Source organism: Streptomyces bungoensis, from assembly GCF_001514215.1.
GTDB classification, from domain to species: Bacteria; Actinomycetota; Actinomycetes; order Streptomycetales; family Streptomycetaceae; genus Streptomyces; species Streptomyces bungoensis.
Map to the genome: position 1 here is coordinate 266,011 of NZ_KQ948856.1, position 19,184 is coordinate 285,194.

The following is a 19,184-nucleotide window of genomic DNA, read 5'->3' on the forward strand; positions in this document are numbered from 1 at the left end:
GGGGGCTCGGGGGCTCGTCGTGCCGTTCCCTGTGTTCCTGTCCCCCGTCCGAATCCCGCCAGCGGTTCGCCGGCGGTCTTCTCTAGTCTCGGGAGCATGATGAGTACCGCCTCACGTCACCGCCTTCTTCCCGCCGGCGCAGCCGCTCTGACCGTCGTGCTCTGGGCCTCCGCCTTCGTGGCCATCCGCAGTGCCGGGGCCGCCTACTCGCCGGGGGCGCTCGCGCTCGGGCGGCTGCTCGCGGGGGCCCTGGCGCTGGGGGTGCTGTGGGCCGTGCGGCGGGAGGGGCTGCCGCCCCGGGCCGCCTGGCGCGGGATCGTGCTGTCCGGGGTGCTGTGGTTCGGGCTGTACATGGTCGTCCTGAACTGGGGCGAGCAGCAGGTGGACGCGGGTACGGCGGCCCTCGTCGTGAACGTCGGCCCGCTGCTCATAGCCCTGCTCGGCTCCCGGCTGCTCGGTGATCCGATGCCGCCGAGGCTGCTGGCGGGGATGGCCGTGTCCTTCGCCGGCGCGGTGACCGTGGGGCTGTCGATGTCCGGCGGAGGGGGGTCCTCCGTGCTCGGTGTGGCGCTGTGCCTGCTCGCGGCGGTCGCGTACGCCTGCGGAGTCGTCGCGCAGAAGCCCGCGCTGGCGGCGGCGAGCGCGCTGCAGGCGACGACGTTCGGGTGCCTGATCGGAGCCGTGGCGTGTCTGCCGTTCGCCGGGCAGCTGGCCGGCGAGGCGGCCCGGGCCCCGCTGTCGGCGACCCTGAACATGATCTACCTGGGGGTCTTCCCGACCGCTCTGGCCTTTACCACCTGGGCCTACGCCCTGGCCCGGACGACGGCCAGCCGGATGGGCGCGACGACGTACGCGGTGCCCGCGCTGGTGGTGCTGATGTCGTGGCTGGCGCTCGGCGAGGTGCCGGGGCTCCTGACGCTGGCCGGCGGGGTGCTGTGCCTCGCGGGCGTGGCCGTGTCGCGGTCCCGGGTGCGCGGCAGGACCCGGCGGGTCGCGGCCGGGGAGCCGCGACCCGAGAAGGTGTCCTGACGCTCAGAACACCACCAGGGCCCGGCCGCCCTTGCCCGCGAGCATCGCGTCGAAGGCCGCCGGGATGCCCTCCAGGGTGATCCGCTCGGTGACCAGCGCCGACAGGTCCAGCCGGCCCGCCCGGACGTGCTCGGCGAGCACCGGCAGGTCGCGGGCCGGGTCGGTGTTGCCGTAGACGCAGCCGGACAGGGTGCGCCCCCAGTGGAAGATCTCCAGGGCGTTGAAGGTGACCTCCTGGTCCTTGCCGCCGATCCCGACGACCGTCGTCCGGCCGCCCCGGCGGGTGGAGTCCCAGGCGGCGCGGATGCTGACCGCGCGGCCCGCGCACTCGACGGCGGCGTCGACGCCCTGCTTGCCGGTGAGGGCGCGGATATCCCGGGAGGTGGTGTCGGAGGCGAGGACGTAGTCGGTGGCGCCGGCCGCGCGGGCCAGTTCCTCCTTCGCGGGCGAGACGTCGACCGCGATGATCCGGGAGGCGCCCGCGATGCGGGCCGACTGGAGGGTGGCCAGGCCCACCCCGCCGGCGCCGAACACGGCGACCGTCTCGCCCGGCTGGACACGGGCCGCGTGGTGGACGGCGCCGTAGCCGGTGAGGACGGCGCAGCCGAGGAGGGCGGCGTCGACCAGCGGGATCCCCTCGGGCAGGGGCAGCACGCAGGACGCGGAGACCACCGTCTCCTCGGCGAACGCGGCCACGTTGAGGCCGGGATGGAGGTCGGTGCCGCCGGTGGTGCGGGCGTACACGTCGGCGGCGCCGTTCAGCGCGTTGGCGCACAGCCAGACCTCGCCGAGCGTGCAGGCGTGGCAGCTCCCGCAGGAGGGCGCCCAGTTGAGGACGACACCGTCCCCGGGTGAGACGTGGGTGACCCCCTCCCCCACGGCGACGACCGTGCCCGCGCCCTCGTGGCCGAGGACGGCCGGGACCGGCACCCGCATGGTGCCGTTGGACAGGGACAGGTCGGAGTGGCAGACGCCGGCGGCGGCGAGGCGGACCCGGACCTGTCCGGGTCCGGGGTCGGGCAGCTCGATGCCGGTGATTTCCAGCGGGGCGCCGATGGCGGGCAGGACGGCGGCTCGTACGGCCATGGCTCTGACTTCCTCAGAACTGGAGGGACTTGGTCTGCAGGTACTCGGCGAGTCCGTGCGTGCCGAGTTCCCGGCCGACCCCGGACTGCTTGTAGCCGCCGAAGGGGGCGAGGGGGTTGAACCGGCCGCCGTTGATGTCGACCTGGCCGGTGTCCATGCGGCGGGCGAAGGCGACCGCCTCGGCCTCGTCGCCCGCCCAGACCGCGCCGGCGAGGCCGTACACCGTGCCGTTGGCGATGCGCAGGGCGTCCTCCTCGTCCTCGTAGCGCAGGACGGACAGCACGGGGCCGAAGATCTCCTCCTGGGCGATGGTCATCTCGGGGGTGACGTCGGCGAAGACGGTCGGGCTGACGAAGTAGCCCCGGTCCCGCGGGGCTTCGGGGCCGCCGGCGACCAGGCGGGCGCCCTCGGCGACGCCCTGCTCGATGTAACCGCGCACCCGCGCCTGCTGCTTGGCGTTGACGACCGGGCCGATGCGGCCGGCGTACTTGGCGGCGGCGGTGGCGGCCAGCTCGACGGCCTCGTCGTACCGGGAGGCGTGCACGAGCATGCGGGTCCAGGCGCTGCAGGTCTGGCCGGAGTTGGACATCACGTTGGCGACGCCGACGTTCACCGCCTTGGCGAGGTCGGCGCTCGGCAGGATGACGTTGGCGGACTTGCCGCCCAGCTCCAGCGCCACCTTCTTGACGGCCGCGCCGGCCACCGCGCCGATCTGCCGGCCGACCGCCGTGGAGCCGGTGAAGGAGACCATGTCGATGCCGGGGTGTTCGGCGAGGGCCTGCCCGGCGACCGGGCCGAGGCCGGTGACGAGGTTGAACACGCCGGCCGGGACGCCCGCCTCGTGGACGGCCTCGGCGAACAGCTGGGCGGTGAGCGGGGTGTCCTCGGCGGGCTTGAGGACGAGGGTGCAGCCCGCCGCGAGGGCCGGGGCGGCCTTGGCGACGATCTGGTGCAGGGGGTAGTTCCAGGGGGTGATGGCGCCGACGACGCCGATCGGCTCGTGCAGGACCGTGGAGTTGCCGGCCCGCTCCTCGAAGGAGTGGGACGCGGCCAGCTCGGCGTAGGAGCCGGCGACCGCGATCGGCACCCCCGCGTGCACGGCCTGGGAGAACTGCGGCGGCGAGCCCAGCTCGGCGGTGACCGTCTCGGCGATCTCGTCCCTGCGGGCCAGCAGGATGTCCCGCAGGCCGGTGAGGCGTGCGGCGCGTTCGGCCGGGGGTGTGGCCGCCCACGCCGGAAGGGCGGCGCGGGCCGCGCGTACGGCGGTGTCGACGTCGAGGGCGGTGCCCGCCGGGACGTGGCCGATGACCTGCTCGTCGGCCGGGTTCACGACCTCGATCACGTCACCGCCGGCGGCGGGGCGCCAGGCGCCGTCGATGTACAGCCCGTCGTGTGCCTTCATGCTGCTTCCTCCCGGCGGTTCGCGCGTCGTCCGGCACACAAACTAGCGGCGTTAGTTTTTGGGCGCCAGACGTACCCGGGACATCGTCGCCGGGCCGGGCGGCGCTCACTCCTCCAGGTCGGGCAGGCGGGCCGGCGCCGGGCAGATGCGGTCGCCGTGCTGGTCGAAGACGAACAGGTGCGCGAGGTCGACGAGCAGGGGGACCTGCATGCCGTGGCGCAGCCGGATGTCCGGGGTGGTGCGGACGACCAGGTCGCCGGGGAGCCGGCCCTCCGGCGGCACGGGCTCGGTGTCGGTCTCCGGCGGCTGTTCGAGCACCACCACCGGTCCGGCCCGCAGGGCGCCCGCCCGCTCCTTCAGCCGGTCCAGCACGCCCGGCCCGGCCTCGCGGCGGCGCCGGCGCGTGGGCCGGGCGGCCGGGCGCGGGGCCTCCAGTTCCGGTACGACGGCGGGACGGGAGCCGGTGTTGAAGTGGACGAGGGTCTCGTGGCCCTGGAACTCCATGTGCTCCACCAGCCCGGTCAGCGGCACCTCGCCGGGCCGGGCGGAGCTGTGCTTGGCGATGCGCACGGCCTCCGAGCGCAGCCCGACGATCACCTCGCGGCCCTGCTGGACGCGGAGCATCTGGTGGTCCAGGGAGAGGGGTTCGGGCAGGCGCAGGAACTGCTTGCCGAGGCTGATGGTCATGGCGCCGTCGAGCGGGGCGCGGACCAGGCCGCGCAGCAGGTTGATGCGCGGGGTGCCGATGAAGGCGGCGACGAAGACGTTGCGGGGCAGCGCGTAGACCTCGCGCGGGGTGCCGACCTGCTGGAGCACGCCGCCGCGCAGGACGGCGACCCGGTCGCCGAGGGACATGGCCTCGGACTGGTCGTGGGTGACGTACACCGTGGTCACGCCCAGTTCGCGGGTGAGCTGGGATATCTCGGCCCGCAGGTGGTTGCGCAGCTTGGCGTCCAGGTTGGACAGCGGCTCGTCCATCAGGAAGGCGGAGGGGTGCCGGGCGATGGCCCGGCCCATGGCGACCCGCTGGCGTTCGCCGCCGGAGAGCTGGCTGGGGAAGCGGTCGAGCAGGTCCTCGATGCCGAGCATGCGGGCGGTGGCGTCCACCCGGGTCCGGGGGTCGGCGCCGGGCGACTCGATGCGCAGCGGGAAGCCGATGTTGTCGCGGCTGGTCATGCTCGGGTAGAGGGCGAAGTTCTGGAACACCATCGCGATGTTCCGCTCGGCGGGCTGCCAGTCGTTGGCGTACTCGCCGTCGAGGAGCAGCTCGCCGTCGTCGATCTCCTCCAGGCCCGCGATCATGCGCAGCACGGTGGACTTGCCGCAGCCCGAGGGGCCCAGCAGGACCAGGAACTCGCCGGGCGCGATGTCCAGCGACACCCGGTCGACGACGCGGGGGCCCCGCGCGTAGGACTTGCTCACGTCGTGCAGAGAGATGGCGCGTGTCATTCCTGTGCCCCCGGTGTGCCGGAGCGCCGCTGCTCCGTGGGTCCTCAAGGCCCCGTGCGGGTCGTACGGGGCCGGGGGCCTGCCGGCAACGGTGCCGTCGTCCGCCCGCCAGGGGGCGGGCCGCCCGGCTGGCGGAAATACGCCGACAGGCCCCTACGGGTCACGGAAGTTAACGGAATGTACTGCCCCGGGGGAAGAGTCGGCACGACATCCGGTTTTCCGGCGCGGGGAAGGAGGGGAAGCGGAGGGCGGGGTTCGGCTGCCGGCGCGGGCGCCGCCGCGGTCACTTCGTCGCGGTCAGGTGGGCGAACACCACCACGTTGCTGGTGTAGCCGGTGCGCCGGCTGAACAGTCCGCCGCAGGTCAGGACCCGCAACTCGGGGCGGCCGGAGCGGCCGTAGACCTCATCGTCGGGGAAGTCGGCCTTGTCGAAGACCTTCACCCGGTCCACCGTGTACACGGCGGTGCGTCCGTCGGCGCGCCCGGCCTCGATCCGCCTGCCGGGCTTGACCAGGGCGAGCGCGGCGAAGACGGCGGCGCCGGTCCGGGTGTCCCGGTGGCCGACGGCGATCGCGGTGCCGGACTCGCCGGGTGTGGCGCCGCCCTCGTACCAGCCGACCAGCCTGGGCTTGTCCAGTGGTGGCGTCTCCAGGCGCCGGTCCGGGTCCAGGCCCAGTCCGACCACGGGTGCGTCGACGCCTAGGGACGGGATGCGCAAGGAGGTCGGCCGGGACCGGGGCAGCGGGCGCGGCGGGGGCCCGGCCGGGACGGCCGCCCGGCCGGCGGCCTGCACGGTGGAGCTCCCGTCCGGGCCCCCGCACCGGACTCCCACGGTCACCAGGACGGTCATGAGCAGGGCCGTCCTGACGAGCCGGTAGGCGCGGGTGCGGTGCCAGGGCCTGCGGCCGCGGCCGGGGCCCGCGGTCGCGAAGGTCCCCTCGTGCGCCCGGTACGCGGGCCCCGCGCCCGGCGCCCCGACGGCCGGGGCCGCCGTCGGCCCGTGCGCCCGCCCGGCGGCGGGCCGTCCTCGTACGGGGCCCGCGGGGCCGAGCCCGACGGCGCGGCGCTGGTGCGGGCCGGGCGTCGCGGGGCGGGCCGCACCTTCGCGACGGGCCCTACGCGGCGCCATGGGGCCGACGGCGGATCAGCCGGACGTACACGGCGCCGCTGACGGCGACCAGGCCCACGGCCGCGGCGGCGGCCACGGGCGAGAACGCGCCCTCGGTGTCGACGAGTCCGCCGCCGCCGGCGTGCACTCCGCCCTTCGGGCCGTCGTTGTGGTCGCCGCCGCCCGGACCCCAGACGGAGTCGTCGTGCTGGCCGTTCTGCTGACCGCCCTGCTGGTCACCGTGCTGGTCGCCCTGCTGGTTGTCCTGGATCTGGCCGTTCGGGCCGTGCGCCGGGTCCTGCTTGCCGTCGTGGCAGTTGACGCGGAAGACCTTCCTCTTCTGGACGGCGGGCACGGTCGGGGTGGCCGGGACGCCCCAGGAGATCTCGTACTGCCCGTCCGCGAGCCCCAGCGGGTCGGTGTGCCCGGCGCCGCCGGCGAGCTGGATGTCGCCGGTGACGGTGGCCTGGGTGGGCAGCGGGGGCTGCGGGGTGATCTGGTAGCCGATCCGGGTCAGGCCGTCGAAGTTGACGGCGTCGAGGTAGAACTTGCAGACCAGCGGGTCGTCCTTGGAGACGCCGAAGGGCACGCCCACGCGGTGGATCCGGATGTCGCCGTTCTCCCCTTCGGCTGCCGCCTCGGGTGCCGCCACCCAGGACGCGCCCACGGCGGCGAGGACGGTGAGGACGGCGGCGGCGCCCGCGCGGGTGAGGGGCCGTGGAAGTGTCAGGGTGGGCATGCCAGCTCCTCCGGTTAGACGATTTTCATATAAATCGGCCTTTCCTGGGAACTCTGCACACACCGGGCGCCGGGACCGCGGCACCAACGCCGGACGCGCCGCCGGATATCGCCCGTCCGGCGCAACGCCGCAGCCCTCCGCCGCGCCCGGCGCGGGCCGGTCACCCGGCCGCGGTGACCTCGACCGGTATCCCGTTGAGCACCGCGTTGCCCGACAGCGGGTCGAGCAGGCTGCCGTCGAGGAGCTGGTTGACGTTGACGCCGGGATCGGTGGTGGCGTGGCTCAGCCGGGTGCCGGGGCGGTCGTGGCCCCAGCCGTGCGGGAGGCTCACCACGCCGGGCCGCACGCCGTCGGTGACCTCGGCGGGCGCGGTCACCTCTCCCCCGGCGCCCTTGATCCGCACCGGTTCCCCGTCCCGGACGCCGAGCCGCTGGGCGTCCTCGGGGTTCAGGTGCAGGGTGCAGCGGTTGGAACCGCCGGTGAGGACGGGCACGTTGTGCATCCAGCTGTTGTTGGAGCGCAGGTGGCGGCGGCCGACCAGGACCAGTCCCGCCGGGCGCTCGCGCAGGGCCTGCCGCAGCCGCGGCAGGTCGCCGGCGATCGGCTCGGGCAGCAGCTCGATCCTTCCGCTGACGGTCTTCAGCGGCTGCGGCAGGCGGGGGCGCAGGGGCCCGAGGTCGATGCCGTGCGGATGGGCGAGCAGCTTCTCCAGGGTCAGCCCGTCGGGCCGGGCCCCGAAGCCGTCGCCGTAGGGGCCGAGGCGCAGCATCATGTCCAGCCGCCGCTCGGGTCCGTCGACACCGGTGAGCAGCGCGGCGAGTTCCTGCGGGTCGCGGCCGTGGACCGGGGAGTGCGGCTCCTGGACGGCCTTGCCGAGGGCCTGGTCGATCACCATCGCGTCGACGGCGGCCGGGTCGGCGCCGTGCATGCCGGTGGCGGCCAGGACCAGACGGGCGAGGATCTCGGTCTCGGCCCTGCGGCCGGGTTCCAGGGGGACGGCGGGGCGGGTGTAGCGGACCTGGTTGCGCACGGCCAGGGTGTTGAAGGCGAAGTCGTGGTGCGGGCTCTGCGACGGCGGGGGCGGCGGCAGCACGACGTGGGCGTGGCGGGAGGTCTCGTTGAGGTAGGGGTCGACGCTGACCATGAAGTCCAGGGAGTCCAGGGCCTTGTCGAGGCGGTGGCCGTCGGGCGCGGAGAGCACCGGGTTGGCCGCGACGACGACGAGCGCCCGGACGGGCTCGCCCCGGTCGGTCGCGGTGTCGATCTCCTCGGCGAGCGCGGAGAGCGGCAACTCGCCCTTGGCCTCGGGCAGTTCCCTGACGCGGGAGCGCCAGCGGCCGAGGGCGAAGCCGTGGCCGGGGCCCGCCGGACGGGGGGTCCTGTCGGTGGCGGCCTGCGGGAAGAGGGCGCCGCCCGGCCGGTCGAGGTTGCCGGTGATGATGTTGAGGACGTCGACCAGCCAGCTCGCCAGGGTGCCGTGGGGGACGGTGCAGCTGCCGATGCGGGCGTAGACGGCGGCGGTGGGGGCGGCGGCCAGGTCGCGGGCCAGGGTGCGGATGAGGTCCGCGTCGAGGCCGCAGGCGGGGGCGACGGCCTCCGGGGTGAACTCCCGCAGGGCGTGGCGCAGTTCGTCCAGGCCCTGGACGTGCGGGGCGAGGTGCCGCAGGCGGGTCAGGTCCTCCTCGAAGAGCACGGTCGCCATCGCGGCGAGCAGCAGGGCGTCGGTGCCGGGGCGGATCGCGAGGTGCCGGTCGGCCAGCTTCGCGGTCCGGGTGCGGCGCGGGTCCACGACGGTGAGCCGGCCGCCGCGCGCCCTCAGGGCCCGGAGCTTGCCGGGGAAGTCGGGGGCGGTGCACAGACTTCCGTTGGACTCCAGGGGGTTGGCGCCGATGAGGAGCAGGTGGTCGGTGTGGTCCAGGTCCGGTACGGGGATGGCGTTGGCGTCGCCGAAGAGCAGTCCGCTGGAGACGTGCTTGGGCATCTGGTCGACCGTGGAGGCGGTGAACAGGCTGCGCGTGCGCAGGGCGCCGAGCAGGACCGGCGGGTAGAGGGCGCCGGCCATGGTGTGCACGTTGGGGTTGCCGAGCACGACACCGAGGGCGTCGGGGCCGTACCGCTCCACGACCGGGCGCAGGCCGGCGGCGACCGCGTCGAAGGCCTCCTCCCAGGTGGCCTCGCGCAGTTCGCCGTCCTCGCGCACCAGTGGGGTGCGCAGCCGGTCGGGGTCGGCGTCCACGGCGCCGAAGGAGGCGCCCTTGGGGCAGATGAACCCCTTGCTGAAGACGTCCGCGCGGTCCCCGCGGGCGCCGGTGACACGGGTGCCCTCGAGGGTGAGGGTCAGCCCGCAGGTGGCCTCGCACAGGGGGCAGATTCGCAGGGCGGTGCGGGACACGGGGTCCTCCCGGGGGTCGGCGGCGGTGCCCGGCGGCACGGGCGGGCACCGGGGCGAGCATACCGACCGGTAGGCATGCTGGGGAGTCCTCTTCCGCACCCGGCCGGACACGGGAGCTCCGGCCGAAGCCGCAGCGGGTTCGTCCCCGCCCGGGACGACGGGGCACGCCGGGACCGGCAGCGCGCGGGGCACCCGCCCCAGCCCGGGGCGCTCCGACCTCGCCGGGCGCGGCGACGCAGCGCACCGGGCGACTCGGCGCCCCGGCGACTCGGCGCCCCGGACGGAGGGCACTCATCCGAGCGCGCCGGGGTCGGCCCAGGGGTGCGTCGGCCTCACCCCGGCATGCGGGGCGCCGGCCCGGGACACGGCGCCCCTCGCCCCGTACGCGGTGCCGTCAGTCCAGTACGCGCCCCAGGTACGCCCGCAGCAGGTCCCGGGTCTCGCGGATGACCTCCTCGTCCCCCTCGGGGTCCATCCGGAAGGCCAGTTGCACCAGGGTGTCCGCGCTCTCCACGGCCACCAGGAACACCCTGCGCAGCTCCTCGTCCGGGGTGCGGCCGAGGTAGCCGGAGAGCAGGTCGGTGAGGCGGTCGGCGACCCTGGTGTTGGGTTCGGCCTGCCGGGCGCCGACCGGGATCTGGTTGCCGAAGTCCACGAGGGAGAAGCCCGGCGCCGTGCGCTTCATGCTCAGGTACTCGTCCAGGACGGCGTCCACGGCGGCCCGCCAGTCGCCCCGCCGCGCCCCCTTCAGCCGCTCGGTGACACGCTCGCTGTACCGCTCCAGGTTGCGCTGGGCGAGGGCGTCGGCCATCTGCCGCTTGTTGCCGAAGAAGCGGTAGACCGAGCCGATGGGGACCTGGGCGCGCTGGGCCACCGCCCGCGTGCTCAGGGCGTCGTAGCCCACCTCGTCGAGGAGGTCGGCGCAGGCGTCGAGGATCCTGGTGAGCCGTTCGGCGCTGCGCCGCTGGACGGGCGCGCGGCGGAGCGATGTCGCGTGGGGCACGGACTTCATGATGCCTCTCCCCCGGGGTCGGGTGAACCTCGGCCCCCAGTACGGCGAACGGTGGCCGATGCACTCATCGGCGGTGCCGGGGAAGGCGGGGTGCGGCCGGGGCGGCGGCGGTCAGGAATCCGTGTCCGGCTCCGTGTCCCGCTCCGTGCCCGACTCCGTGCCGGAGGCCGTTATGTCGGCCGTGCTCTCGACCGGCCGGCCGCGCACCGCCCAGACCGTGCCGTCGTCGGCGTACAGGCGGGCGGTGACGTGGTGGGTGCCGTGCGGGACGAGGCGGCCGGGCAGGTGGTAGCCGGGGGTGCGCAGGCCGGTCACCGGGCGGCCGTCGACGAAGAGGCGGGCGAGTCCGCGCCCGGGGACCGCCCGGTGCGGCGCGCCCGGCGGGGAGAAGCGGAAGTGGCGCGGCCGCAGCCGCACGTCCCAGCCGCCGGCGGCGTCCGGGGTCACCTCGACGCCGACCTCGGGCGCGTCCTTCGTGCCGACCTCGCGCAGGTGCCGTCCGCTGCCGTCCGTACCGTCCAGGACCTTGCCCACCGGCGACGGCGAGACGGCACCGGGGTGCGCCTCGCCGGTCCCGCAGCCCCCCGCTCCGAGCGGCACCAGGACGCACACCGCGAGCACGGTGAGGGTGCCGCCCGACCACGATCTCCATGACATGCCCGGGAGACTAGGACAACGCTCCGGCACCCGAATCCCCCTGAAGTCTGGTTCCGCCCCTACCTGAGAGGGAGCCCCGGGGCCAGGGAACCTCTTGCGCCCGGCGCCGCCTATTCCTACGGTGATGCATAGGAATCAGGAGCGCAAGGGAGCGATCATGAGCGATGGGGGTACCTCCCGCGCGAGCGGGTTCGAGCGTGGGGGAGCGCGGAAGACCGCCGAGGGACTGTCGTACCTCTCCGGGTTCGGCAACGAGCACGCCTCGGAGGCGGTGCCGGGCGCCCTGCCCGAGGGCCGCAACTCGCCGCAGCGGGCGCCGCTCGGGCTGTACGCGGAGCAGCTGAGCGGTACGGCGTTCACCGAGCCGCGGGCGCACAACCGCCGCTCCTGGCTCTACCGCGTCCGCCCCTCGGCCGCGCACCCGGCGTTCACCCGCACCGGCAACGGCGCGATCCGCACGGCCCCGTTCACCGAGACCGTGCCCGACCCCAACCGGCTGCGCTGGAACCCGCTGCCCGAGCCGCCGGCGGGCACCGACTTCCTCGCCGGCCTGTGGACGCTGGGCGGCAACGGCGACGCGACCCAGCGCACCGGCATGGCGGTGCACCTGTACCACGCCAACTCCTCGATGGACCGGGTCTTCTCCGACGCCGACGGCGAGCTGCTGATCGTGCCGGAGCGGGGCGGGCTGCTGCTGCACACCGAGTTCGGGCGGCTGCATGTGGAGCCGGCCCATGTGGCGCTGGTTCCGCGTGGGGTGCGCTTCCGTGTGGAGCTGCTGGACGAGTCCGCGCGCGGCTATGTGTGCGAGAACTACGGGGCGCCGTTCCAGCTGCCCGACCTCGGGCCGATCGGCGCCAACGGGCTCGCCAACGCCCGCGACTTCCGCGCGCCGGTCGCCGCGTACGAGGACGTGGAGGGCCCGGTGGAGGTGGTGAACAAGTTCTGCGGCAACCTCTGGACGGCCACCTACGACCACTCCCCGCTCGACGTGGTCGCCTGGCACGGCAACCATGTGCCGTACGTCTACGATCTGCGCCGTTTCAATGTGATCGGCACCATCTCCTACGACCACCCGGACCCGTCGATCTTCACGGTGCTGACGTCCCCGTCCGACACTCCTGGGCTGGCCGGGGTCGACTTCGTCGTCTTCGCGCCCCGCTGGCTGGTGGGCGAGGACACCTTCCGGCCGCCGTACTTCCACCGGAACGTGATGAGCGAGTACATGGGCCTCGTCGAAGGCGCCTACGACGCCAAGGCGGAGGGCTTCGTGCCCGGTGGCGGCTCGCTGCACAACATGATGTCGGCGCACGGACCGGACCGGGAGACGTTCGACCGGGCGAGCGCGGCGGAGCTGCGGCCGCAGAAGGTCGACGACGGGCTGGCGTTCATGTTCGAGACCCGCTGGCCGCTGACGCTCACCCCGCAGGCGGCGGACGCCGACCACCTCCAGCAGCGCTACGACGACGTGTGGCACGGCCTGGAGCGTCACTTCCGTCCATTGCACTGACAGCCCCCGACCGGTACGGATAGCCGTGTGACCTCCTTCGCCCCGGATTCCATCGTCCTGAACCGCAAGCTGCCGCTGTGGTACCAGGTGTCGCAGTCGCTGCGCGCCTCGATACTCGGCCGCTCCCCGCAGGACCCGCTGCGCCTGCCCACCGAGGAGCAGCTGGCGGAGCACTACGGGGTGAGCGTGCTGACCATGCGGCAGGCACTGAAGGAGCTGGAGGACGAGGGGCTGATCAGCCGGCACCGGCGGCGCGGCACGTTCATCGAGCCGGGGGTGCGGCGCGGGGCCCCGGTCCGGCTGCTCGGCTCGGTGGACGCGATCGTGGCCCAGCAGTCCGGCATGACGACCGAGCTGCTGGACCACGGGGACGTGCCGGTGACCGGCGAACTCGCCGAGTTCTTCCCGGACCTCGCGGAGGTGGCGTCGTACCACCGGCTGCGCTGCGACGAGAAGACCGGCGAGCCGACCAACCACGCCCGCAACCACGTCCGTCCCGAGCTGGGGGCGCGCATCGACCTGGACGACCTGGTCCGCTGGCCGATGACGAAGGTGCTGCGGGACGTCGTCGGGGCGGACATCAGCCGCATCACGGACACCGTGGAGGCCCGGCTCGCCGATCCGGAGACCGCGCGGCTGCTCCAGGTGCCGCTGCTCAGCCCGATCCTGCACTACACGGGGGTGACGTACGACGCCGGCGGCCGGGTGCTGGACGTGGCCGTCATCCACTACCGGGGCGACCGCTTCTCCTTCACGGTGACCCTCGACGCCACCTGATCCGGCCGCCGCCGGCAGGTCGTACGATGCCCAGCGTGACGCATGACGACGCTCCGCCGCTGGCGGACCTCATGCCGTGGTCCGTCGCACCGCTGCGGCCGGGCCGCGCCTGGCCGACGGCACCCGACCCGGCGTCGCTGAGGGCCCGCTGGGACGCGCTGCTGAAGGCGGAAGGACCGGACCGGGAGGCCCTGTTCGAGCCGTCCCGCGCGCGGACGCCGCGGTCCGCGGTGCCCCAGCTGCCCGGCCGGCCCACCGGCACCGAGCCGCTGGCGCGCGCCCAGGGCCCCTGCCCGGAGCCGGTGCGGGTGCTGGTGGCGCCCTTCGACGAGCAGTGGCTGATCCCGGACCACCGGCTGCTGGACGTGGCCCGCCCGGAGCTGTGGCGGGTGGCGGACGAGCGGCAGGTGTTCGTGGTGGAGACGGGCGCCGACGATCCCCTGGTGGCCACGTCGCACCTGCCCCTCCTGCGCACCGGCCGCATCCGCCCCCTCTGGCGCCGCCCGGACGGCGCGGAGCCCAACCTCGTCCCGGGCCTCTTGGACCACCTCGCCGCCCGCCTGGGCCACCGCCCGGCGCCCCCCGACGTCCTGGCGTGGATCCTGAGCGCCGTCCGCCCGGACCTCACCGTGCCGCTCACCGGGGACGGTGACGCGTGGGCCCGGGGGGTCGAGCGGGGCCGGCGCGTGCTCTGGCTGATGCGCCGCGACGGGGAGCGCCCCAAGCTGCCGGGCGGCCGCCGCCCCTACGTCCGCGCACCCCTGCCCCCGCGCCCCCTGACCCTCGGCTACGACCGTGAGGAGGAGGCCCTCCTCCTCGACGGGGGCCGGATCTCCCCCGTCCCGCCGGAGGCCTGGGACTACGAACTGGCCGGCGCCCGCGTCCTGGAGACCTGGTTCGCCTCCCGCACGGCACCGCCCGCGCCGGCCACCCTCGGCGCGATCCGCCCCGCGGCCTGGCCCCAGGCCTGGACGTCCGAACTGCTGGAGCTGATCACGGTCCTCGCCCTGCTGGCCGAGCTGAGGCGGCCCGCGCCGGCCGTACCGTCCCCGATCACCGCGACCGGCCTCCGCGAGGCCGGCGTCCTCCCGCCCCCGCCCTCGGCCCGCCGCCCCGCCTCGGTCCTGAACCACCCCGAGGAGGGCCCGAACGGCCAGTTCGCCCTGCTCTGAAGGAACTCAGCCGCTGACAAAAGCGCCGCTCAGGGGCCATGATCCGGGGATGGACCAGCAGCCGTTGCCCCTGGAGGGCATCACCGTCGTCGCCGTCGAACAGGCCGTGGCCGCGCCCTTCGCGACCCGGCAGCTCGCCGATCTGGGGGCCCGGGTCGTCAAGGTGGAGCGGATCGACGGCGGCGACTTCGCGCGGGGCTACGACACCGCGGCCCGCGGTCTGGCCTCGCACTTCGTGTGGTGCAACCGCGGCAAGGAGTCGATCGCGCTCGACCTGAAGGACCCGCGCGGTCTCGCCGTCGTACGGCGCCTGGTCGCGGACGCGGACGTGTTCGTGCAGAACCTCGCGCACGGGGCCGCCGCCCGGCTCGGGCTCGACGCGGCGACGCTGTGCGCGGCGCACCCGCGGCTGGTCGCCGTGGACGTCTCGGGATACGGCGGCTCGGGCCCGTACGCGGACAAGCGGGCCTACGACATGCTCGTGCAGTGCGAGGCGGGGCTCGTGTCGGTGACGGGGACGCCGGAGCGGCCCGTGAAGGCGGGCATCCCGGCGGCGGACATCGCGGCGGCCATGTACGCCTTCTCCGGGGTGCTGGCCGCCCTGGTGCGGCGCGGCACGACCGGCCGGGGCGGTCCGGTGGAGGTGTCGATGCTGGAGGCGCTCGCGGAGTGGATGGGGCATCCGCTGCACCACGCGATGCACGGGGGTGAGGCCCCGGCGCGCACCGGCCTCGCGCACGCCGTCATCGCCCCGTACGACGCCTACGCGACGGCGGACGGCGGGCGGGTGCTGCTGTCGGTGCAGAACGACCGGGAGTGGCGGCGGCTGGCCGAACAGGTCATCGGGGAGCCCGGGTTGGGCACGGATCCGGCGTTCGCGACGAACGCGGCGCGGGTGGCCCACCGCGAGCGGACCGACGCGCTGGTCGCGCGGGCGCTGGGCGCGCTGGACGCGGACGAGGCGCTGGCCCGGCTGGAGAAGGCGGGGATCGCCTGTGCCCGGCTCAGGGATCTGCACGAGCTGGCGGAGCATCCGCAGCTGGCGGCCCGGGACCGGTGGCGCCGGGTGGGGTCGCCGGTCGGGCCGCTGGAGGCGCTGCTGCCTCCGATCACGCTGCCGGGCGGGGAAGAGGCACGAATGGGTGACGTGCCCGCGCTGGGACAGCACACCGGGGCGCTGCTGCGTGCCGTGGGGATGACGGACGCCGAGATCGCAGCGTTGCGCCGGGACGGTGTGGTGGCCTGAGCGCGGGCCCGGTGAGGTTCCGGGACCGCCGGTCCGCCCGGGGGGTCCGGGCGGCCACGCGAAGACGACCGGGTCGGGTCAGTGATCGCCGAACAGCGAACGACGCAGCCGGCGCAGCGGCGCGAACAGCGAGACGCGGCTGACCCGCCGGCCCCGGTCGCTGCGCTCGTGCCGGGTGTCGCGTGCCGTCAGCTCGACGATCAGCGAGGTCGCCTCGACCGTCTCCCGCTGCGGTATGGCGGGACCCGCCAGCACCGACAGATGGCGGTCGAGCCGCGAACTGGTCGCGCTGCTCCCGCAGGTGATCGCAGGGACCCTCGCCCTGCTGCGCACTGTTATCTGCTCCATGTCACTCCCCACCCGTACGAGTCACCCGGCCCGGGCAGGGTAACCCTATCGCTCCGTCGCGGCATGCGGGTATCTCGGCCACAGGATTCACCTTCCCCGTAAGGCGGTTGACCATCCCTCGTTGACTACTCTCCGAATCCGACCGTTTTCAGGGTGAGTTGGACAACAGGCTGGCCGGTCGGCTGCGCTGACCCGCCGTCAGGCTCGACGGTCACGGCGAGTGACGTCGCCGACTTGTCCAGCCCCTTGGCCACCAACGGCGTGTCGCCCGCGAGGAGCCCGAGGGAGCGCGGCTGCGCCCGGGGGCGCATGAGCCAGAGCTGGTGCACGCGGCCGCCGGACGGGGTGCCGTAACCGCTCAGGGTGACGACGGCCCGCCCCTCAGATGCGGAGGCGATCACTCCGATACTGCGGCCGCGGGCGTCCTCGCTGCTCGCGGCGCGGGCGTCGGCGGCGGCGAGAACGTGGGCGATCTCACGTGACCGGTCGCGCTCGGCGTCCAGCCGGCCCTGGGTGCGCTGCGCCTGGACGGCGAACAGGGAGGCGACGACGAGGGCCGCGGCGGCGGTCGCGGTGGCCAGCGGGACGAAGAGGGGGCGCGCGCGGGGCGTACGGGTGCGGGCCGGCGGGGGCTGGGTGCCCCAGACGTGCGGGGGCAGTCGCCGGGCGCGCCCCCGGGCGGGCGCGGGCGCCGGTTCCTGGGGCGTGGTGCGTACGGCGGCCATCACCCGGGCGCGCAGGGCGGCCGGCGCGGGGGCGGCCGTGGACCAGGCCAGGCGCACCGCGTCCTCGGACAGGGCCCGTACCTCCCCGGTGCAGCGGTCGCAGTCGCCGAGGTGCTTCTCGAAGCGGCGCCGCTCGCCCGGTTCGAGGGCGTCGAGCGCGTAGGGAGCGGCGAGGGAGTGCGGGTCGCCGCGGCCCAGCAGCCGGCCGAGGACGCTCATGCCGCACCTCCCAGGCACTCGCGCAGCCGGGTGAGCCCGTCGCGCATCCGCGTCTTGACCGTGCCGAGCGGCAGCGAGAGCCGCTCGGCCACCTCACGGTAGGTGTAGCCGTCGTAGTAGGCGAGGGTCACGGACTGGCGTTGCAGGGCGGTGAGCCGGGTCAGGCAGCGGCGCACCCATTCGCGTTCCAGGCCGGCCTCGACCTCCTCGGCCACATGGTCGAAGGCGGGTTCCCCGGCGCGCTGGGCCTCGCGCTGCTCGCGTTCGCCGGCCGCGCGGGCGCTGCGCACCCGGTCGACGGCGCGGCGGTGGGCGAGGGTGAGGATCCAGGACAGGGCGCTGCCCCGGCGCGGGTCGAACCGGGCGGCGGAGCGCCAGAGTTCGAGCAGCACCTCCTGGGACACCTCCTCGGACTGCGCGGGGTCGCGCACGACCCGCCGGACGAGCCCGAACACCGGTCCGGAGACCAGGGCGTACAGATCCTCGAAGGCACGGTGGTCGCCGCCCGCCACGAGCACCAGCAGCTCGTCCGCCTCCACCCCGGCCCTTCCGTGGCCGCAGCCGGCCCTTCCCCGCACACCACGCATCCGCACGAGAGCACACCTCCGGCGGTTGATACGGATCAGCGGGGCGAAAACGCGGGTCCGGGACGTGGAAAAGATTCTTCTTCCTCCGACCAATCCGATCCGTTCGGCCGCTCCGTATACCCGTCCGTCAAAGGCAAGTCGGCATCGAGGACGGACGGCATGACACCTCTCTTCGCCAGGAGCGGCACGGGACGCAAGGGCCTGGTCCAGCTCATCTGCGGTGCGCTGGCAGCCGGGGGGCTCGCAGCCGCCGGCGCCGCCGCGCTGGAGCCCGGGGCGGCCTCCGCCTCCTCCCACCGGGAGGCTCCGCTGATCTCGGGGACGCCGCAGTACGACAACACGGACCTGTACGCGTTCGTCAGCCCGGACAAGCCCGACACGACGACGATCGTGGCGAACTGGATTCCGTTCGAGGAGCCGGCGGGCGGGCCGAACTTCTACACGTTCGCGGACGACGCGCAGTACGACCTGCACGTCGACAACAACGGTGACGCGCAGGACGACCTGATCTTCCGCTACACGTTCAAGACGCACACGAAGAACGGCAACACCTTCCTCTACAACACCGGTCCGGTCACCAGCCTCGACGACCCGGACCTCAACGTGACCCAGACGTACGACCTCGACCTGATCCGGCTGAAGCACCAGCGGGCGGTGTCGAGGACGCGGGTCGCGGACAACGTGCCGGTCGCGCCGTCGAACGTCGGCAAGGCGTCCATGCCGGACTACGGCAAGCTGCGCGCGCAGGCCGTGTACAAGGCCGCGGGCGGCGCCGCGACGTTCGCCGGCCAGGCCGACGACCCGTTCTTCCTGGACCTGCGGGTCTTCGACCTGCTGTACGGCGGCAACCTCACCGAGGTCGGACGGGACACGCTCAAGGGCTACAACGTCAACACGATCGCGCTGCAGGTCCCGAACGACCTGATCCGCGAGTCGTCGAAGCAGCCGATCGTCGGCCTGTGGTCCACCACGCAGCGCCGCAACGCGCAGGGGTACTACAGCCAGGTCTCGCGGCTGGGCAACCCGCTGGTCAACGAGGTCGTCAACCCGCAGAAGGACAAGGACCGGTTCAACGCGTCCCAGCCGGCGTACGACGGGCAGTTCCTGAAGAACGTGACCGATCCGGAGCTGCCGAAGCTCATCGAGTCCATCTACAAGATCAAGGCGCCCTCGACGCCGCGCAACGACCTGGTCGACGTCTTCCTCAAGGGCGTCAAGGGGCTCAACCAGCCGCCGAACGGGAAGCCCGCGGAGGAGCTGCGCCTGAACACCTCGGTCAAGCCGGCGATGCACCCGAAGCGGCTGGGCGTCCTCGACGGGGACAACGCGGGCTTCCCGAACGGACGCCGGCTGACGGACGACGTGGTGGACGAGGCGCTGCAGGTCATGGAGGGTGAACTCGTCGGCTCCAAGAACGACTTGGGCGACGCGGTGAACAAGAACGACAAGAAGTTCGAGAAGTACTTCCCGTACGTCGCCGAGCCGACCTCCGGTTCGCGCGGCGCGCTCGCCAAGGGCACCACCGCCGGTGCGGACGTCCGCAGCCAGCTGGGCGACGCCCTGCAGCCGGCCGGATCCTCCCCGGGCTCCGGCAACACGGTCCTGATCGCCGCCTCGGCGGCCTCGGGTGCGGCGGGGATCCTGCTGATCGGCACCGCCCTCGCATGGTGGCGCCGGCGGATGCAGCGCCCGTACTGACCCGCACCCCACCGACCGGCGCGGCCCG

17 protein-coding genes are annotated in these 19,184 nt (G+C 74.2%); 6 read left to right on the plus strand and 11 right to left on the minus strand.

Annotated elements, in window-relative coordinates; genetic code table 11:
* Positions 1-96: 96 nt before the first annotated feature.
* Positions 97-1,029, plus strand: coding sequence for a DMT family transporter (locus tag AQJ66_RS15715; protein WP_063804046.1), 933 nt, complete (start codon positions 97-99; stop codon positions 1,027-1,029).
* Between the two features lie 3 nt (positions 1,030-1,032).
* On the opposite strand, the gene AQJ66_RS15720 is transcribed toward AQJ66_RS15715, so the two are convergent.
* The 8 genes from AQJ66_RS15720 to AQJ66_RS15755 form a co-directional block, all read right to left on the minus strand.
* Positions 1,033-2,115: a Zn-dependent alcohol dehydrogenase gene (locus AQJ66_RS15720; protein ID WP_061921458.1), complete on the minus strand. Its 1,083-nt coding sequence runs from the start codon at positions 2,113-2,115 to the stop codon at positions 1,033-1,035.
* Positions 2,116-2,128: 13 nt separating this feature from the next.
* Positions 2,129-3,517, minus strand: a complete 1,389-nt coding sequence (locus AQJ66_RS15725; protein WP_061921463.1) for an aldehyde dehydrogenase family protein — start codon at positions 3,515-3,517, stop codon at positions 2,129-2,131.
* Between the two features lie 105 nt (positions 3,518-3,622).
* Positions 3,623-4,966: an ABC transporter ATP-binding protein gene (locus AQJ66_RS15730; protein WP_061921465.1), complete on the minus strand. Its 1,344-nt coding sequence runs from the start codon at positions 4,964-4,966 to the stop codon at positions 3,623-3,625.
* A gap of 283 nt (positions 4,967-5,249) precedes the next feature.
* Positions 5,250-5,816 (minus strand): class F sortase, encoded by a 567-nt coding sequence (locus AQJ66_RS15735; protein ID WP_061921738.1) that lies wholly within the window; start codon positions 5,814-5,816, stop codon positions 5,250-5,252.
* 265 nt (positions 5,817-6,081) lie between these two features.
* Complete coding sequence (locus tag AQJ66_RS15740; protein ID WP_061921468.1) at positions 6,082-6,813, minus strand: hypothetical protein; 732 nt, start codon at positions 6,811-6,813, stop codon at positions 6,082-6,084.
* A gap of 160 nt (positions 6,814-6,973) precedes the next feature.
* Positions 6,974-9,205, minus strand: a complete 2,232-nt coding sequence (locus tag AQJ66_RS15745; protein WP_061921741.1) for a molybdopterin oxidoreductase family protein — start codon at positions 9,203-9,205, stop codon at positions 6,974-6,976.
* A 394-nt stretch (positions 9,206-9,599) separates the two neighbouring features.
* Positions 9,600-10,217: a TetR/AcrR family transcriptional regulator gene (locus AQJ66_RS15750; RefSeq protein WP_061921471.1), complete on the minus strand. Its 618-nt coding sequence runs from the start codon at positions 10,215-10,217 to the stop codon at positions 9,600-9,602.
* A 111-nt stretch (positions 10,218-10,328) separates the two neighbouring features.
* The gene (locus AQJ66_RS15755) at positions 10,329-10,874 is read right to left on the minus strand and encodes a hypothetical protein (protein WP_061921474.1); all 546 of its coding nucleotides are present in this window, start codon (positions 10,872-10,874) and stop codon (positions 10,329-10,331) included.
* Positions 10,875-11,031: 157 nt separating this feature from the next.
* Here AQJ66_RS15755 and hmgA point away from each other — a divergent pair, with 157 nt between their 5' ends.
* The 4 genes from hmgA to AQJ66_RS15775 are packed head-to-tail and all read left to right on the plus strand — an operon-like array spanning position 11,032 to position 15,579.
* Positions 11,032-12,384 carry a homogentisate 1,2-dioxygenase gene (hmgA, locus tag AQJ66_RS15760; protein WP_061921477.1) on the plus strand — a complete coding sequence of 451 codons (1,353 nt, stop codon included), beginning with the start codon at positions 11,032-11,034 and terminating at the stop codon, positions 12,382-12,384.
* Positions 12,385-12,411: 27 nt separating this feature from the next.
* On the plus strand, positions 12,412-13,161 hold the full coding sequence (locus tag AQJ66_RS15765) for a GntR family transcriptional regulator (RefSeq protein WP_061921479.1): 750 nt from the start codon (positions 12,412-12,414) through the stop codon (positions 13,159-13,161).
* Positions 13,162-13,187: 26 nt separating this feature from the next.
* Positions 13,188-14,333, plus strand: coding sequence for a type ISP restriction/modification enzyme (locus AQJ66_RS15770; protein WP_061921482.1), 1,146 nt, complete (start codon positions 13,188-13,190; stop codon positions 14,331-14,333).
* A 49-nt stretch (positions 14,334-14,382) separates the two neighbouring features.
* On the plus strand, positions 14,383-15,579 hold the full coding sequence (locus AQJ66_RS15775) for a CaiB/BaiF CoA transferase family protein (RefSeq protein ID WP_061921485.1): 1,197 nt from the start codon (positions 14,383-14,385) through the stop codon (positions 15,577-15,579).
* Positions 15,580-15,657: 78 nt separating this feature from the next.
* Here AQJ66_RS15775 and AQJ66_RS15780 read toward each other — a convergent pair whose 3' ends face one another.
* The 3 genes from AQJ66_RS15780 to AQJ66_RS15790 all read right to left on the minus strand — a co-directional run bounded on the left by AQJ66_RS15780 (position 15,658) and on the right by AQJ66_RS15790 (position 17,410).
* Entirely contained in the window at positions 15,658-15,927 is a 270-nt protein-coding gene (locus tag AQJ66_RS15780) for a hypothetical protein (protein WP_079060236.1), read from the minus strand.
* 125 nt (positions 15,928-16,052) lie between these two features.
* Positions 16,053-16,871, minus strand: a complete 819-nt coding sequence (locus tag AQJ66_RS15785) for an anti-sigma factor (RefSeq protein WP_061921492.1) — start codon at positions 16,869-16,871, stop codon at positions 16,053-16,055.
* Positions 16,868-17,410, minus strand: coding sequence for a sigma-70 family RNA polymerase sigma factor (locus tag AQJ66_RS15790; protein WP_061921495.1), 543 nt, complete (start codon positions 17,408-17,410; stop codon positions 16,868-16,870). The genes AQJ66_RS15785 and AQJ66_RS15790 overlap by 4 nt, the downstream gene beginning before the upstream one ends.
* A 207-nt stretch (positions 17,411-17,617) precedes the next feature.
* Between AQJ66_RS15790 and AQJ66_RS15795 the strand changes: the two genes are divergently transcribed.
* The gene (locus AQJ66_RS15795; RefSeq protein WP_061921497.1) at positions 17,618-19,156 is read left to right on the plus strand and encodes a DUF4331 domain-containing protein; all 1,539 of its coding nucleotides are present in this window, start codon (positions 17,618-17,620) and stop codon (positions 19,154-19,156) included.
* Positions 19,157-19,184: the final 28 nt, after the last annotated feature.

Coding starts and splice junctions, on each gene's coding strand:
- AQJ66_RS15720 (WP_061921458.1), bottom strand. CDS start 2,115: ATGGCCGTACGAGCCGCCGTCCTGCCCGCCATCGGCGCCCCGCTGGAA.
- AQJ66_RS15795 (WP_061921497.1), top strand. CDS start 17,618: ATGACACCTCTCTTCGCCAGGAGCGGCACGGGACGCAAGGGCCTGGTC.
- AQJ66_RS15740 (WP_061921468.1), bottom strand. CDS start 6,813: ATGCCCACCCTGACACTTCCACGGCCCCTCACCCGCGCGGGCGCCGCC.
- AQJ66_RS15750 (WP_061921471.1), bottom strand. CDS start 10,217: ATGAAGTCCGTGCCCCACGCGACATCGCTCCGCCGCGCGCCCGTCCAG.
- AQJ66_RS15755 (WP_061921474.1), bottom strand. CDS start 10,874: ATGTCATGGAGATCGTGGTCGGGCGGCACCCTCACCGTGCTCGCGGTG.
- AQJ66_RS15730 (WP_061921465.1), bottom strand. CDS start 4,966: ATGACACGCGCCATCTCTCTGCACGACGTGAGCAAGTCCTACGCGCGG.
- AQJ66_RS15735 (WP_061921738.1), bottom strand. CDS start 5,816: ATGACCGTCCTGGTGACCGTGGGAGTCCGGTGCGGGGGCCCGGACGGG.
- AQJ66_RS15780 (WP_079060236.1), bottom strand. CDS start 15,927: ATGGAGCAGATAACAGTGCGCAGCAGGGCGAGGGTCCCTGCGATCACC.
- AQJ66_RS15770 (WP_061921482.1), top strand. CDS start 13,188: ATGCCCAGCGTGACGCATGACGACGCTCCGCCGCTGGCGGACCTCATG.
- hmgA (WP_061921477.1), top strand. CDS start 11,032: ATGAGCGATGGGGGTACCTCCCGCGCGAGCGGGTTCGAGCGTGGGGGA.
- AQJ66_RS15775 (WP_061921485.1), top strand. CDS start 14,383: ATGGACCAGCAGCCGTTGCCCCTGGAGGGCATCACCGTCGTCGCCGTC.
- AQJ66_RS15715 (WP_063804046.1), top strand. CDS start 97: ATGATGAGTACCGCCTCACGTCACCGCCTTCTTCCCGCCGGCGCAGCC.
- AQJ66_RS15785 (WP_061921492.1), bottom strand. CDS start 16,871: ATGAGCGTCCTCGGCCGGCTGCTGGGCCGCGGCGACCCGCACTCCCTC.
- AQJ66_RS15725 (WP_061921463.1), bottom strand. CDS start 3,517: ATGAAGGCACACGACGGGCTGTACATCGACGGCGCCTGGCGCCCCGCC.